This is a genomic window from Ancalomicrobiaceae bacterium S20, from assembly GCA_040269895.1.
Classification (GTDB): Bacteria; Pseudomonadota; Alphaproteobacteria; order Rhizobiales; family Ancalomicrobiaceae; genus Methyloraptor; species Methyloraptor flagellatus.
Window position 1 is genome coordinate 2,489,257 of sequence record CP158568.1, and the last position, 13,345, is coordinate 2,502,601.

General features: G+C 68.1%; 19 protein-coding genes. 14 read left to right on the plus strand and 5 right to left on the minus strand.

Going from position 1 to position 13,345, the window contains the following annotated elements; translation table 11 throughout:
- The 3 genes from ABS361_11325 to fdxB are packed head-to-tail and all read left to right on the plus strand — an operon-like array spanning position 1 to position 1,012.
- Positions 1 to 465, plus strand: coding sequence for a NifX-associated nitrogen fixation protein (locus tag ABS361_11325; protein ID XBY46747.1), 465 nt, complete (start codon positions 1 to 3; stop codon positions 463 to 465).
- 32 nt (positions 466 to 497) lie between these two features.
- A complete protein-coding gene (locus tag ABS361_11330; GenBank protein XBY46748.1) occupies positions 498 to 698 on the plus strand; it encodes a CCE_0567 family metalloprotein in 201 nt (66 codons plus the stop codon).
- The gene (gene fdxB / locus ABS361_11335; protein ID XBY46749.1) at positions 698 to 1,012 is read left to right on the plus strand and encodes a ferredoxin III, nif-specific; all 315 of its coding nucleotides are present in this window, start codon (positions 698 to 700) and stop codon (positions 1,010 to 1,012) included. The genes ABS361_11330 and fdxB overlap by 1 nt, the downstream gene beginning before the upstream one ends.
- A 91-nt stretch (positions 1,013 to 1,103) precedes the next feature.
- Here the strand turns inward: fdxB and ABS361_11340 are convergent, their stop codons facing one another.
- Positions 1,104 to 1,730, minus strand: coding sequence for a DUF2478 domain-containing protein (locus ABS361_11340; protein ID XBY46750.1), 627 nt, complete (start codon positions 1,728 to 1,730; stop codon positions 1,104 to 1,106).
- Between the two features lie 296 nt (positions 1,731 to 2,026).
- On the opposite strand from ABS361_11340, the gene ABS361_11345 reads away from it, so the two are divergent.
- The 4 genes from ABS361_11345 (at position 2,027) to ABS361_11360 (ending at position 5,599) form a co-directional block, all read left to right on the plus strand.
- Positions 2,027 to 2,236, plus strand: coding sequence for a TOBE domain-containing protein (locus tag ABS361_11345; GenBank protein ID XBY46751.1), 210 nt, complete (start codon positions 2,027 to 2,029; stop codon positions 2,234 to 2,236).
- Complete coding sequence (modD, locus tag ABS361_11350) at positions 2,233 to 3,069, plus strand: ModD protein (protein ID XBY46752.1); 837 nt, start codon at positions 2,233 to 2,235, stop codon at positions 3,067 to 3,069. The genes ABS361_11345 and modD overlap by 4 nt, the downstream gene beginning before the upstream one ends.
- 159 nt (positions 3,070 to 3,228) lie before the next feature.
- Entirely contained in the window at positions 3,229 to 3,867 is a 639-nt protein-coding gene (locus ABS361_11355; GenBank protein XBY46753.1) for a nitrogen fixation protein NifQ, read from the plus strand.
- 220 nt (positions 3,868 to 4,087) lie between these two features.
- Positions 4,088 to 5,599: an ATP-binding protein gene (locus tag ABS361_11360; protein XBY46754.1), complete on the plus strand. Its 1,512-nt coding sequence runs from the start codon at positions 4,088 to 4,090 to the stop codon at positions 5,597 to 5,599.
- 42 nt (positions 5,600 to 5,641) lie between these two features.
- Here ABS361_11360 and ABS361_11365 read toward each other — a convergent pair whose 3' ends face one another.
- Both ABS361_11365 and ABS361_11370 read right to left on the minus strand, forming a co-directional pair.
- Positions 5,642 to 6,025, minus strand: coding sequence for a type II toxin-antitoxin system VapC family toxin (locus ABS361_11365; GenBank protein XBY46755.1), 384 nt, complete (start codon positions 6,023 to 6,025; stop codon positions 5,642 to 5,644).
- Entirely contained in the window at positions 6,022 to 6,255 is a 234-nt protein-coding gene (locus ABS361_11370) for a type II toxin-antitoxin system prevent-host-death family antitoxin (protein XBY46756.1), read from the minus strand. The genes ABS361_11365 and ABS361_11370 overlap by 4 nt, the downstream gene beginning before the upstream one ends.
- 202 nt (positions 6,256 to 6,457) lie before the next feature.
- Between ABS361_11370 and ABS361_11375 the strand changes: the two genes are divergently transcribed.
- The 6 genes from ABS361_11375 to nifW all read left to right on the plus strand — a co-directional run bounded on the left by ABS361_11375 (position 6,458) and on the right by nifW (position 11,630).
- A complete protein-coding gene (locus ABS361_11375) occupies positions 6,458 to 6,778 on the plus strand; it encodes an iron-sulfur cluster assembly accessory protein (GenBank protein XBY46757.1) in 321 nt (106 codons plus the stop codon).
- 110 nt (positions 6,779 to 6,888) lie between these two features.
- Positions 6,889 to 7,980, plus strand: coding sequence for a Fe-S cluster assembly protein NifU (gene nifU / locus ABS361_11380; protein ID XBY46758.1), 1,092 nt, complete (start codon positions 6,889 to 6,891; stop codon positions 7,978 to 7,980).
- 21 nt (positions 7,981 to 8,001) lie between these two features.
- Positions 8,002 to 9,204: a cysteine desulfurase NifS gene (nifS, locus tag ABS361_11385; GenBank protein XBY46759.1), complete on the plus strand. Its 1,203-nt coding sequence runs from the start codon at positions 8,002 to 8,004 to the stop codon at positions 9,202 to 9,204.
- A 23-nt stretch (positions 9,205 to 9,227) separates the two neighbouring features.
- The gene (nifV, locus tag ABS361_11390) at positions 9,228 to 10,439 is read left to right on the plus strand and encodes a homocitrate synthase (GenBank protein ID XBY46760.1); all 1,212 of its coding nucleotides are present in this window, start codon (positions 9,228 to 9,230) and stop codon (positions 10,437 to 10,439) included.
- A gap of 25 nt (positions 10,440 to 10,464) precedes the next feature.
- Positions 10,465 to 11,253: a serine O-acetyltransferase gene (gene cysE, locus ABS361_11395; protein XBY46761.1), complete on the plus strand. Its 789-nt coding sequence runs from the start codon at positions 10,465 to 10,467 to the stop codon at positions 11,251 to 11,253.
- Positions 11,250 to 11,630 carry a nitrogenase stabilizing/protective protein NifW gene (gene nifW, locus ABS361_11400; protein ID XBY46762.1) on the plus strand — a complete coding sequence of 127 codons (381 nt, stop codon included), beginning with the start codon at positions 11,250 to 11,252 and terminating at the stop codon, positions 11,628 to 11,630. The genes cysE and nifW overlap by 4 nt, the downstream gene beginning before the upstream one ends.
- Positions 11,631 to 11,653: 23 nt before the next feature.
- Here the strand turns inward: nifW and ABS361_11405 are convergent, their stop codons facing one another.
- Both ABS361_11405 and ABS361_11410 read right to left on the minus strand, forming a co-directional pair.
- Entirely contained in the window at positions 11,654 to 11,944 is a 291-nt protein-coding gene (locus ABS361_11405) for a type II toxin-antitoxin system RelE/ParE family toxin (GenBank protein XBY46763.1), read from the minus strand.
- Positions 11,937 to 12,206 carry a type II toxin-antitoxin system ParD family antitoxin gene (locus ABS361_11410; protein XBY46764.1) on the minus strand — a complete coding sequence of 90 codons (270 nt, stop codon included), beginning with the start codon at positions 12,204 to 12,206 and terminating at the stop codon, positions 11,937 to 11,939. The genes ABS361_11405 and ABS361_11410 overlap by 8 nt, the downstream gene beginning before the upstream one ends.
- A gap of 288 nt (positions 12,207 to 12,494) precedes the next feature.
- Between ABS361_11410 and ABS361_11415 the strand changes: the two genes are divergently transcribed.
- On the plus strand, positions 12,495 to 13,343 hold the full coding sequence (locus tag ABS361_11415) for an electron transfer flavoprotein subunit beta/FixA family protein (protein XBY42736.1): 849 nt from the start codon (positions 12,495 to 12,497) through the stop codon (positions 13,341 to 13,343).
- The last annotated feature ends 2 nt before the right edge of the window (positions 13,344 to 13,345 follow it).

The window sequence follows — 13,345 nt, forward strand, 5'->3', positions numbered from 1 at the left end:
ATGACCACCGCGACACTCGACCATCCGACCGGGCTCGACGCGCCCTTCGTGAAGACCCTCGTCCGGCTGGTCCGGGCCGAGGACAGCTACGGCACCTGGGAGGGGCGGTCCGACGCGGACCTGCTGCGCGACTTCATCGTCACCAAGGAGCAGCGCCGCGAGATCCCGATCATCGGCGATCCGGACCCGGACGTGCTGTGGCGGCTGGAGAAGTTCTATGCCGCGGTCGGCCTCGACATCGAGCGCGTCAGCGGCCGGATCGCATCGCCGATGATGAAGATGAGCCACGAAGGCTTCGGCCGCGTGCTGCTGACCACCGGCCGCTTGGTCGTCGTGTCGAAGACGCTGCGCGACGTACATCGCTTCGGCTTCGAGACCTTCGAGAAGCTCGGCGAGGCCGGCGGCAAGCTGGTCGCCGAGGCGGCCGAGTGGATCGCCAAGAACCCCGATCTCGCCGACGCCTGACCGTCCACCCGAACCCGCCCGGAGCGAAACCCATGTCCGACATCGACGCGCTCAAGGCCGAGCTGAAAAAGCTCTCGGCCAAGGCGACCAACGCCAAGATGAACCTGCACGACCTCTCCGAGGATCTGCCGGTCAACTGGACGACGATCATGCAGGTCGCCCAGGCGACCTATGACGCCTTCGCCGCGCTCGACGCGGCGCGCGCCAAGCTCAAGGAACTGGAGAGCGCGTGATGAGCTACACGACCCGCGACGGCTCCACCTGGATGCCGGAATATCTGGTCTCGATCGACGGTGGCACCTGCATCGGCTGCGGCCGCTGCTACAAGGTCTGCTCGCGCGACGTGATGCACCTGCACGGCGTCGACGACGAGGGCGAGGTGCTCGGCAAGGTGATCGAGGGCGAGGACGACGACTTCGACGGCGAGCTCAACCGCATGATCATGATCGTCGACAACGCCGGCGCCTGCATCGGCTGCGGCGCCTGCGCGCGCGTCTGCCCGAAGAACTGCCAGAGCCACGTCGCCGCCGACAGACTAGCGGCCTGAGGCCTCTCTCCGAGAGACAGCTCCAAACGAAACGGGCCGGCGATCAGCGATCGCCGGCCCTTGTGCTGATCGAAGCCGAACCAGCAGCCGCTCACCCCACCTTGACCGGCCGGCGCGCGTCGGCGGCGGCTGCCGCCGCACGCCTCGCCTCCTGGAGGTAGATCGCGGCGCGGCGGCCATCGGTCTCGGCCCACCAGTCGCGCAGCACGCGCAAGCGGCAGGCGAGCAGCGTGCCGATGCCGCCGGTGAAGCGCAGCCAGGGTTCGACCGCCGGCCGCTTGATCGATGTCAGCACCGGCAGGCCGGCGGCGACCGCGGCGCCGAACTCGGAGCGGAGCCCGTGACCGGCCATCTCCTGCTTGGAGAATTTCGAGATCATCACCAGGTCGACACGCGCATCGACGGCACGGCCGATGCGCGCGGAGGCATCGGCGAGCGCGGCGGAATCGAGCGTGCAGGAGGTCGCGCCGGGCCCCAACTTCTGCTTGATCGGGAACACGTCGCCGGTCATCAGGTCGAGCACGCGGATCTGCCCCGGCTCGGTGTCCTCGTCGGGCGGCAATTGCACGATGCCGCCGATGCGGCGCCCGGCGGCGCGCAGCTCGTCGGCGAAGAAGCACATCAGATGGTCGACCGCGACGCCGTCGTCATAGACGAGCGCGGCGAGTTCGAAGGCATCGACCATGTCGGGTACACCGCGATCATCTCCGGTCTGCATCGGCCGTTCCTCCGCCGGGCCCCGTTCGGGGCATCATCCTGTCGTCAGTCGTCGTTCGGGTCGTTTTGTCGGGTCTCCGACAAGAGCGCGCGGCAAGACCGGCGCCCGACGATCCTCCGCAAGAGCCGGGCCAAAGCCAAGCCCGAAACGCTAGTAGGAACAACGTATGGCGACGGGGAGCCATGCCTCATACGATATGGCTCGGAGACAAGGGACGGCCTAGAAATTGCTCGTCCCGATCCGGAAGGCCGCGCCTGTCCCTCCCCCTCCGCGCGGCCGTAGAGGAGAACCGACACATGAAGCTTTCCGCCCGCAACATCCTGAAGGGCAAGGTCGCCGCCATCACCACCGGCGCGACGACCACCATCGTCAAGATCGAGATCGCCGAAGGCTTCGTGATCTCCTCCTCGATCACCAACGAGGCGGCCAAGGATCTCGGCCTCGCCGTCGGCGGCGAGGCCTATGCGGTGATCAAGTCCTCCGACGTGATCATCGGCGTGCCGTGATCTCGGCTTCCGACATCGAGCGTCTGATCGCCGAGGATGTTCCCTCCGGCGATCTGACCACCGAGGCGCTGGGCATCGCACGATGCCCGGCGCGCATGATTTTCATGGCGCGCAGGACGATGGTCGCCGCCGGCATCGATGTCGCGGTCAGGATCCTCAACGCGGCCGGCGGCGAAGCGAACGCGATCGTGGTCGACGGCTTCCGCGCCACGCCCGGCACGCCGCTGCTCGATGCGCAAGGGTCGGCCGGCGCGCTCCACCGCAGCTGGAAGGTCGCGCAGACGCTGATCGAGATCGCCTCGGGCATCGCGACCGCGACCGGCGAAGTGCTGGATGCCGCCCGCGCCGCCTATCCGGCCGCACGCGTCGCCTGCACGCGCAAGACCATGCCCGGCGCCCGGCTCCTGTCGCAGCTCGCCGTGCGCGCGGGCGGCGGCATCCTGCATCGGCATGGGCTGTCGGAGACGATCCTGGTCTTCGCCGAACACCGCGCGTTCCTCCCCGACCTGACACTCGCCGAGATCGCGACGCGCCTGCGGATCGAGCAGCCGGAGAAGACGCTCGCCATCGAGGTCGGTGACGTCACCGAAGCGATCGCCGCCGCCGAGGCCGGCTTCGACACGATCCAGCTCGAGAAGTTCACGCCCGGCGAGGTCGAAACCGTGGCGACCGCCTTCGCCACGGCCGGGCTGACCGCGACCATCGCGGCGGCCGGCGGCATCAGCCCCGAGAACGCCGGATCTTATGTCCGCGCCGGCGCCAAGCTGCTGGTGACGTCCTGGCCCTACACGGCGCGGCCGCGCGACGTCGCGGTCACACTCGGGCCGCGCTGACCGACACCGCAGCGGGCGCGCCCCGAGCGCCGGCGCCACCTTCGGATCAATACGGACGCCGCTGCCGCGGCTCCGCTTCGGCACGACGCTTGCGAAATCGTCCTCATGCTCCGCGCCCCGACACCACTTGGTCGGGGACACGACAACGAGGACGACGCCATGTTCGCCTTCCACTACGCCACGCTGCGCGCCGCACAATGGCCGCCCCGCGACGAAGCCGTCGCCTTCGATACCCATGTGCTCGCCTGCGCGCTCGCCCAGGCGCTCGAGGCTTTGCAGATCGACGGCACGCCGGTCACCGTGTCGCTCGGCCTGCCGAAGGACGCGATCATCGACGTGCTGAACGCCTATTTCCCGGTGACGCCACGCGCCGGCTTCGCGCTCGACATGGCGCCGGCACCGATCGTCGACATGGAGGAAGGGCTGCTGCGCGACCTGCTGCTCGATCACCGTGCGCCGGCGCCGAGCGCGAGCCCGCTGGTCGCGACCTGGCTCGCCTCGATCGTGTCGCGGCGCGCGATGCAGGACGATCACCTCTGGCAGGATCTCGGCCTGTTCGAACGCGCCGAGCTCGGCCGGCTGCTCGCCCGGCATTTTCCGAACCTGCATGCGGGCAACATCCGCAACATGCGCTGGAAGAAGTACTTCTATCGCCGGCTCTGCGAAGCCGAGGGCTTCACGCTCTGCACGGCGCCGAGCTGCGCGGTCTGCACCGACTTCGGCGACTGTTTCGGCGACGAGGACGGCATGAGCCGGCTCGCGCTCGCCCGCCGCGAACAGGCGATCGCTGCAGCCTGAGGCTCCCCGAACAGATCGGCGCGGGCCGATCGGCCACAGGCCCGACCAAAGCGCCGCAGGCGGCGAGAACCCTGTGGGTAGGCGGCCGAGGCTGGACCCGGGCGCGCGACTCGGCTGCTATGGTGGCTCGTTCATCGGACGCGCGTGTCGGCCGCCGGGCCTCGGGTCCGGCGCGGCCAGATGTTGCGGATCGACAGCGTTGGAGCGGAAGCAGGACGGCATGCGCGTCGGCATCGACCTCGGCAAGACGACGGCGGGCGAACCGCTGGAGATGGATCTCGAGGAACTGCTCTCGACCCGCCTCCTGATCCAGGGCAATTCCGGCTCGGGCAAGTCGCATCTGTTGCGCCGGCTCCTGGAGCAGTCCGCGCCCTGGGTGCAGCAGGCGATCATCGATCCGGAGGGCGACTTCGTCTCCTTCGCCGAGCGCTACGGTCATGTCGTGGTCGACGCCGGCCGCTCCTTCGACGAGCTGACCCGCATCGCCGGCCGCATCCGCAAGCATCGCGCCTCGGCCGTGCTCGACCTCGAAGGTCTCGATGCCGAAGAGCAGATGCTGTGTTCGGCGGCGTTTCTGAACGGGCTGTTCGACGCCGACCGCGACTCGTGGTTCCCGATGCTGATCGCGGTCGACGAGGCGCAGTTGTTCGCCCCCGCCGTCGGCGGCGAGGTTTCCGACGAGGCGCGCAAGGCCTCGCTCGGCGCAATGACCAATCTGATGTGCCGTGGCCGCAAGCGCGGCCTCGCCGGCATCATTGCGACGCAGCGCCTCGCCAAGCTCGCCAAGAACGTCGCGGCGGAAGCGTCGAACTTCCTGATGGGCCGCACCTTTCTCGACATCGACATGGCGCGCGCCTCCGACCTCCTCGGTCTGGAGCGCCGGCAGGCCGAGCAGTTCCGCGATCTGAAGACCGGCCAGTTCGTCGCTCTCGGCCCGGCACTGACACGTCGGCCGACCGAGGTGCGCGTCGGCACGGTCGAGACCGCCGCGCGCAGCGGCCGGCCGTCGCTGGTGCCGCTGCCGGAGACCGGCCCTGAACAGCTCGCCGACCTGATCTTCGTCGCCGACAAGGACGTGCCGCCGGCGCCCGCCCCTGCCCCCCGGCCGCAACCGCTACGCACCAGCGAGGTCTTGCAGAAGATCTCATCGAGCCGGCCGCAGATCGTGCGCGCCGAGGAGCCGGAAGATACCCGGACCGAGGACGAGAAGCAGGCGATCCTCGACCAGATCTTCGCCGAGATCCTCGCCGATCCGGAGGTCGCGTTCCGGCCGGTGCCGCTCGTATACCAGGACTTCCTGTTCCACTGCCGGATGAAGAAGCTCGGCGACTACGGCACCGACATGTCGAGCTTCCGCCGCCGCCTCGCCATCGCGCGGGCCGGCGTCGAGGCCGATGGCGGCGACGACGATTGGCAGGCGGTGATCGGCATGGCCGAGAGCCTGCCGGAGGAGATGCAGGGCGTGTTCCTGATGCTCGCCCGCGCGGCACGCGACGAGGAGCCCTGCCCGACCGACGAGGCGCTGGCGCGCGCCTACGGCAGCCACTCGCCCTCGCGCGGCCGCTGGCTGCTCACCTACATGGCCGAACAGGGCCACATCGTCTGCGACGCCGACTTCCGGGGCTTGCGGACGGTGTTGATCGCGGGCGTCGGCTGGCGCACGGCGCCGAACGGGCCGAAGGGTGCGATCCCGCAACGGCCGACGCGGTTGTCGCGGCGGTTTGCGGAGTAAGGGGCGGACGTTCTCGATCTCGGCCAAGCGGCGGTCTGCTGCCTACCAGACCCGCGGGGCCACACCATCGAAGATCGTATCCGCGGAGATGATCCGCGCCTTGAAGCGCTTGGCCGTGACCGCGAGCATGCGGTCGAACGGATCGCGGTGAGACCAAATCAGCCGCCCGGCATCGAGACAGATATCCGCATCGAGTGGCACCAGCTTGCAATTCTGTTCGCGGATAATATCGGCGAGATCGTCGATGCGGCCATCCATTTCGGGCCATTTACCGATCCGAACCTTTTGGGCGATCTCGAAAAACGAAACGGCGCTGACATAGACCACGGACGCGCGGGCGAGCGCCCCGGCGGCTGCATCGGGCAGGGCCTCGGGTTGATTGAAGCTCCAAGCCCATGCATGCGTATCGAGAAGCACTGCGCTCACGAGCGCCCTTCCCAAAGGTCCAGATCGGCAGGGTCCATCGGTTCGAGGAAATCCGGGACCTCGCCATATTGACCTTTTCGAACGCCGAACTTGAAAGTTCCGCGCTCGATCGGCACCAGGCGAACGACAGGATCGTCGCCCTTCGCGATCACGATCTCTTCGCCCGCCAGAGCGGCATCGATCAGTTTCGACAGATTGGTCTTCGCGGCGTGTACCGTGACCTGACGCATGGCACTGTGCTCCGCTCTCGATCACAAACAATGACCCTACTTAGTCAAGATAGCTAACCCATCGCCATGTCGCAATCCCGACCCTTGTCGGATTCGGCACAATCCGACAATCCAATTATCTATTTGTAAAATCTATAAATTCTGCCCTGGCACGCCCCATGCAAAACCCGTCTCGGACATTCCAACCGAGAGGGGTTCGACCATGATCCAGCTCACCGAGAACGCCGTCGCCGCGGTCAGGACCGCGATCTCCCGTGCGCCTGCGCCGGCCGAGGGCCTGCGCATCATGGTGCAGACCGGCGGCTGCGCCGGCTTCAAGTACATGATGGGCCTCGAAAGCACGACGCGCGAGGGCGATGTCGTGATCGACATGGACGGCGTGAAGCTGTTCGTCGACGAGAGCTCGCAGCCGCACGTGGCGGGCATGACGGTCGACTTCGTCACCGGCCTGGAGAGCTCGGGCTTCGTGTTCGACAACCCGAACGCCTCGTCGAAGTGCTCCTGCGGCAAGTCGTTCTCCTGACGCCGCCGACACGACACTCCGGCCGCCGGCGCCTCCTCACCCCCGACCTTCGCCGGCGGCCCCTTTCTCATCCCGCGCCTTGAGCCTCGCGTTTCCCAGGAGAGCCGTCCATGTGGGACTACACGGACAAAGTGAAGGACTACTTCTTCAACCCGAAGAACGCCGGCGTGCTCGCGGAGGCGAACGCGGTCGGCGAGGTCGGGGCGATCTCCTGCGGCGACGCCTTGAAGCTGATGCTGAAGGTCGATCCCACGACCGAGATCATCGAGGAGGCCCGCTTCCAGACCTTCGGCTGCGGCTCGGCGATCGCGTCGTCCTCGGCGCTGACCGAGATCGTGATCGGCAAGACCATCTCGGAAGCGCTGGCGCTGACCAATCAGGACATCGCCGACTTCCTCGGCGGCCTGCCGCCGGAGAAGATGCACTGCTCGGTGATGGGCTACGAGGCGCTGCAGGCCGCGGTCGCCAACTACCGCGGCGAGGAGTGGCACGACGACCATGAGGAAGGTGCGCTCGTCTGCAAGTGCTTCGGCGTCGACGAGGGCATGATCGAGCGGGCGGTGCGGGTCAACAAGCTGACCACGCCCGAGCAGGTCACCTTCTACACCAAGGCCGGCGGCGGCTGCCTGACCTGCTTCGACGCGATCGAGCAGGTGCTGGCGCGCGTCAACGAGGCGATGGTCGACGAGGGCCTGATCACGGCGGAAGCCGCCTATCGGGTCGGGTCGGTCGACCCGCGCGCGATGAAGGCCAAGCAGCAGCCGAAGGAACTTCGCCAGCCCAAGATCGACATCGATCAGGTGATGGCGGCCCGTCCGACCGCCTCGGCGACGCCGGAGGGCGCCAGCCCGAAGCGCACCATCTCGATCCTGCCGGAACGCGCGCCGTCCACGCTGCCGCCGATCTCCGGCCCGCGCCCGGCGGCGCCGGTCGCATCCCCGCTCGCACCGTCGAAGCCGGCCGCGCCGAAGATGACGACGCTGCAGAAGATCAAGGCCATCGAGGCCGCGATCGAGCAGCTCCGGCCGTTCCTCAAGGCCGACGGCGGCGACTGCGAGCTGGTCGACGTCGACGGCGACACCGTCCAGGTCAAGCTCTCCGGCGCCTGCGTCGGCTGCCAGATGGCGAGTGTCACGATCTCCGGCGTGCGTGAACGCCTGATCGAGAAGCTCGGCATCCCGCTCAAGGTCGTTCCGGTCTGATCCGTCGAGGAGATCCTGCCCATGAAACCCGTCTATCTCGACAACAACGCCACGACCAAGGTCGACCCGGACGTGCTCGCGGCCATGCTGCCGTTCTTCACCGAGCAGTTCGGCAACCCGTCCTCGATGCACGCCTTCGGGTCGAGCGTCGGCGGCGCCGTCAAGCGCGCGCGCCAGCAGGTGCAGGCGCTGCTCGGCGCCGAATTCGACCATGAGATCGTGTTCACCTCCGGCGGCACGGAGAGCGACAATTCCGCGATCCTGTCGGCGCTCGAGGCGATGCCCGACCGCAACGAGATCATCACCTCGGCGGTCGAGCATCCGGCGATCCTGACCCTTGCTGCGCATCTCGAAAAGACGCGCGGTACCAAGGTCCACATCATCCCGGTCGACACGAAGGGTCGCCTGGACCGCGACGCCTATCGCGCGGCGCTGTCGCCCAACGTGGCGATCGTCTCGATCATGTGGGCGAACAACGAGACCGGCACCCTGTTCCCGGTCGCCGAGCTCGCCGAGGAGGCCAAGGCCGTCGGCGCGCTGTTCCACACCGACGCGGTGCAGGCGGTCGGCAAGATCCCGATCGATCTCAAGGCGACCGCGATCGACATGCTGTCGCTGTCCGGCCACAAGCTGCACGGGCCGAAGGGCATCGGCGCGCTCTATGTGAAGCGCGGCGTGCGGTTCCGGTCGCTGATCAAGGGCGGCCAGCAGGAGCGCAACCGGCGCGGTGGCACCGAGAACACGCCCGGCATCGTCGGGCTCGGCAAGGCGGCCGAACTCGCCGGCGCCCACATGCATGACGAAATCACGCGGGTCGCCGCGTTGCGCGACCGGCTCGAGAAGGGCCTGCTCCAGCGCATCCCGGCGACCTTCATCACCGGCGACGTCGACAATCGGCTGCCCAACACCTGCAACATCGCCTGCGAGTACATCGAGGGCGAAGCGATCCTGCTGCTCCTGAACCGCGCCGGCATCGCCGCCTCGTCGGGTTCGGCCTGCACGTCCGGATCGCTCGAGCCGAGCCATGTTCTGCGCGCGATGAGCGTGCCCTACACGGCCGCGCACGGCGCGACGCGGTTCTCGTTCTCGCGCGACAACACCGACGAGGACGTCGACCGGGTGATCGAGGCGATGCCGCCGATCATCGCGCAGCTCAGGGCCCTGTCGCCGTTCTGGCAGGGCGACGGCGCCGCGCCGGCCGAGTTCAAGCCCGTCTACGCGTGATGTCCGAGCCGGAGCGACGAGCCATGTCCCCTGCCGATCCGACCACCCCCGATCCGAGCCGTTCCGATCCGGCGGTGGATCTGCCGCTCGTCGCGCTCAACGACACGACGCTACGTGACGGCGAGCAGGCGCCCGGCGTCGCGTTTCGGCCGGACGAGAAGGTGTCGCTCGCGCTGGCACTCGACGGCTGCGGCGTCGCCGAGATCGAAGCCGGCACGCCGGCGATGGGCGGCGACGAGGTGGCGGCGATCCGCGCGATCGCCGGGCTCGGGCTCAAGGCGCGCGTGATCGCCTGGTGCCGGATGACGGAAGCGGATCTGAAGACCGCGGCAGCGACGGGTGTGACGGCGGTCAACCTGTCGATCCCGATGTCCGAGCTGCAGCTTTCCGCCAAGCTCGGCATCGGGCGCGACGAAGCGTTGGCGCGGATCCGTCGGCTGGTGCCGATGGCGCGCGACATGGGGCTCGAGGTCGCGGTCGGCGGCGAGGACGCCTCGCGCGCCGACCCGGATCACCTGGTCCGCGTCGCCGAAGCCGCGCAAGCGTCGGGCGCGTTCCGGCTCCGGATCGCCGACACGGTCGGCATCCTCGATCCGGTCTCGACCGCCGCGCTCGTCGGCCGGATCACGGCCGCGACCGATCTCGCGATCGAGTTCCACGGCCACGACGATCTCGGCCTCGCCACCGCCAACAGCCTCGCCGCGGTCCGGGCCGGCGCGCGGCACCTCTCCGTCACCGTCGGCGGGCTCGGCGAGCGGGCCGGCAACGCGCCGCTCGAGGAGGTCGCCGTTGCCCTACCCCGGCTCGGGCTCGGGCGCACGGCCGTCGATCCGAAGACGCTGATGGGGCTCGCCCATGCGGTCGCGCATGCCGCCGGCCGCGTCGTGCCGCCGGGCAAGGCGATCGTCGGCCGCGACGTGTTCACGCACGAATCCGGCATCCATGTCGCCGCCCTGCTCGACCGGCCCGAGACCTATCAGGGGCTCGATCCGGAGACGCTCGGACGCAAGCACCGGATCGTGGTCGGCAAGCACTCGGGCTCCAAGGCGATCGCGCACATGCTCGACAGCCTCGGCTATCAGGCGGAGCCCGACATCATCCCCGTGCTGGTCGGCCTCGTGCGCCACCGCGCGGTCGCCGACAAGGCTCCGATCGCATCCGAAGAATTCGAGCGGCTCATCGGCGAGGCGCTCGACTTTCTCGATCCGGATCGCACCCACGCGCATGTCCACTGAGGAGCGACCAGAGGAGGACCGGACGATGACAGACCTCTCGACCGCGGACCTGTCGCCCTCCCCGGCCCTGGCCGGGTCATCGCCGGCGCGGCGTTCGGTGTTCGCAGCGATCGCCGAGGACGTCGCCTGCGTGAAGTCGCGCGATCCGGCGGCGCGCGGCACGCTGGAGATCTGGCTGACCTATCCCGGCGTGCATGCGATCGTCTGGCATAGGCTCGCCAACCGGCTGTGGCGCGGGCATTTCCGGTTTTCGGCGCGGTTCCTGTCCTGGCTCGGGCGCTTCCTGACCAATGTCGACATCCATCCGGGCGCGACGATCGGCCGGCGCTTTTTCATCGACCACGGCGCAGGCGTCGTGATCGGCGAAACAGCCGAGATCGGTGACGACGTCACGCTCTATCACGGTGTGACGCTCGGCGGCGTGTCCTGGTCCGGCGGCAAACGGCATCCGACGCTGCAATCGGGCGTGCTGGTCGGCGCCGGAGCAAAAATCCTCGGGCCGATCACGGTGGGCGCCGGCGCACGGATCGGCGCCAATTCGGTCGTCATCGAAGACGTTCCGCCGGCCATGACCGTGGTCGGGATCCCGGGTCGGATCGTCAAGCCGGAGGCGGGACGCCGCAAGCTCGGCGACGGCCGCATCGACCTCGAGCACCACCTGATGCCCGACCCGGTCGGCGAGGCGATCGCCTCGCTGGTCGACCGGATCGACTTCCTGGAGGTGCGGCTCGCGCATCTCCAAGCCAAGTTCAAGGGCGAGGCGGCGCCATCCGATCCGCCCCATAGCGATACAAACGAGGAGACCGCGCCATGAGCTGTTCGCTGGACGACAAGCCGATCGACGTCGCCGATATCCTGAACCGCCTGAAGAAGCTCTCGGCGGCCGAGGAGTTCTTCGTCACGCTCGGCGTCAGCTTCGATCCGAAGATCCTGTCCGTCGCGCGGCTGCACATCATGAAGCGGATGGGCGAATACCTGAAGACCGAGGACTTCGACGGCCTGCCCGACTCGATCGTCGCCGCACGCGCCAAGGCGACCCTGCAGCGCGCCTATACCGACTTCGAGAATTCCTCGCCGCTGCGCCAGCGGGTGTTCCAGGTGCTCAAGGATCACGATCCGGACCGCCCGGTGCCGCCGAAGACGGCCTTCGTCGCGCTCGACGACATTCTGGCGCCGCTGCCGAAGGGGTGAGCGCCGACCTCACCGCGGGAACGTCACACCTCGAAGTCCATGATGCTGCTCTTGTGCACGATCGCAGCGATACGAACACCATAATCGGTGGTTCGATAAAAGATGACGTGCGCCCCATGCTCGTGACGGCGCACGTCGAGGCCCACACCCTTGGCCAGACGCCCCATTTTCGGACCGCTCGCCAGTAGCCCGAACGTATGCTCGAGATCGGCCAGATAGCTCTCCGCCTGACGCGACCCGAACGCCTCGATCCCAAACAGGAAGATATCGAGCAGGTCGTTGCGAGCGCGTTCGGTGAGCCGAAAGCTAGCCATTCGCACGCCCCTTCCCGGCTATGATCCGACGCCCTTCGGCGATGACGTCCTTCACGCTGTCTACGCTGTCCGGCCCTTCGAGCGACTCCTCCACGATCCGCCGCAGATCCTCGATCGTCAGTTTGGGGTGATCGTGCCTCGCCCGGTCGCGCCGGATCAGATCGCGGACGTAGTCGCTGGCGCTCGCGTAGTCGCCGGTCTCGACCTGGGCCTCGACCCAGTCCTTCAGCGGGTCGGGAAGCGAAATCGTCATCGTCGCCATGGTGGCCTCCTCGGGTTGGCATCGAGGATAGCCGCTTGTGAATTTTTCACAAGAATTCACAAGACCACCGGCACGAACAGGGACGACGATCCGCCGACGCGATCCGACACGACGTGTCTGTCGGCTTTCGAACAAGGCCGCGACAGCCACAGGCAGGCACACGACGCCGATCAAATTTCCCCTTTTCTGTCAAATACATGATCGGCGTGCCGCGACTTGGCACGGCGGATGAATATCACCTGCCGACCGGCGCACCCGCGCCACGCAAACTTCGGGAGGGACGCGCCCATGCACATCGTCGTCTGCATCAAGCAGGTTCCGGACTCGGCCCAGATCCGCGTCCATCCTGTCACCAACACGATCATGCGTCAGGGCGTGCCGACCATCATCAACCCCTACGACCTGTTCGCGCTCGAAGAGGCGCTGCGCCTGCGCGACCGGCTCGGCGGCGAGGTCACGGTGCTGACCATGGGGCCGCCAACCGCCGAGGACAGCCTGCGCAAGGCGCTGACCTACGGCGCCGACCGCGCCGTGCTGCTCACCGACCGGTTCTTCGCCGGTTCGGACACGCTGGCGACCTCCTTCGCTCTCGCCTCGGCGATCGGCAAGATCGCCGAGACCTTCGGGGCGCCGGACATCATCTTCGCCGGCAAGCAGACCATCGACGGCGACACCGCGCAGGTCGGCCCCGGCATCGCCAAGCGGCTCGATCTCTTGCAGCTCACCTATGTGTCGAAGATCGGCGCCGTCGATCCGGACAGCCGCCGCATCGAGGTCGAGCGGCGCGCCGAGGGCGGCACACAGGTGCTCGCCACGCGGCTCCCCTGCCTCGTCACCATGCTGGAAGGCTCCAACGAGATGCGCCGCGGCACCATGGCCGACGCACTCCGTGCGGCCCGCGCCGAGATCGTCACCTGGAGCGCCAAGGACGCCGGCATCGAGGACATCACCAAATGCGGCCTGCGCGGCTCGCCGACCGTGGTGAAGCGCGTGTTCGCGCCGGCGGCGCGCTCGGAGAAGGCCACGCAAATCGAGATCAAGCCGACCGGCCGCGAAACCGCCGACGACCTGATCGCGGCGCTGTTCACCCGGCTGCCGAAGCTCGAAGCCGAGCTGATCGCCAACCAGACCGCCTGACC

Excerpts from the sequence above, each read along its gene's own strand:
- ABS361_11325 (XBY46747.1), top strand. The coding sequence starts at position 1 with ATGACCACCGCGACACTCGACCATCCGACCGGGCTCGACGCGCCCTTC.
- ABS361_11330 (XBY46748.1), top strand. The coding sequence starts at position 498 with ATGTCCGACATCGACGCGCTCAAGGCCGAGCTGAAAAAGCTCTCGGCC.
- fdxB (XBY46749.1), top strand. The coding sequence starts at position 698 with ATGAGCTACACGACCCGCGACGGCTCCACCTGGATGCCGGAATATCTG.
- ABS361_11340 (XBY46750.1), bottom strand. The coding sequence starts at position 1,730 with ATGCAGACCGGAGATGATCGCGGTGTACCCGACATGGTCGATGCCTTC.
- ABS361_11345 (XBY46751.1), top strand. The coding sequence starts at position 2,027 with ATGAAGCTTTCCGCCCGCAACATCCTGAAGGGCAAGGTCGCCGCCATC.
- ABS361_11355 (XBY46753.1), top strand. The coding sequence starts at position 3,229 with ATGTTCGCCTTCCACTACGCCACGCTGCGCGCCGCACAATGGCCGCCC.
- ABS361_11360 (XBY46754.1), top strand. The coding sequence starts at position 4,088 with ATGCGCGTCGGCATCGACCTCGGCAAGACGACGGCGGGCGAACCGCTG.
- ABS361_11370 (XBY46756.1), bottom strand. The coding sequence starts at position 6,255 with ATGCGTCAGGTCACGGTACACGCCGCGAAGACCAATCTGTCGAAACTG.
- ABS361_11375 (XBY46757.1), top strand. The coding sequence starts at position 6,458 with ATGATCCAGCTCACCGAGAACGCCGTCGCCGCGGTCAGGACCGCGATC.
- nifU (XBY46758.1), top strand. The coding sequence starts at position 6,889 with ATGTGGGACTACACGGACAAAGTGAAGGACTACTTCTTCAACCCGAAG.
- nifS (XBY46759.1), top strand. The coding sequence starts at position 8,002 with ATGAAACCCGTCTATCTCGACAACAACGCCACGACCAAGGTCGACCCG.
- nifV (XBY46760.1), top strand. The coding sequence starts at position 9,228 with ATGTCCCCTGCCGATCCGACCACCCCCGATCCGAGCCGTTCCGATCCG.
- cysE (XBY46761.1), top strand. The coding sequence starts at position 10,465 with ATGACAGACCTCTCGACCGCGGACCTGTCGCCCTCCCCGGCCCTGGCC.
- nifW (XBY46762.1), top strand. The coding sequence starts at position 11,250 with ATGAGCTGTTCGCTGGACGACAAGCCGATCGACGTCGCCGATATCCTG.
- ABS361_11405 (XBY46763.1), bottom strand. The coding sequence starts at position 11,944 with ATGGCTAGCTTTCGGCTCACCGAACGCGCTCGCAACGACCTGCTCGAT.
- ABS361_11410 (XBY46764.1), bottom strand. The coding sequence starts at position 12,206 with ATGGCGACGATGACGATTTCGCTTCCCGACCCGCTGAAGGACTGGGTC.
- ABS361_11415 (XBY42736.1), top strand. The coding sequence starts at position 12,495 with ATGCACATCGTCGTCTGCATCAAGCAGGTTCCGGACTCGGCCCAGATC.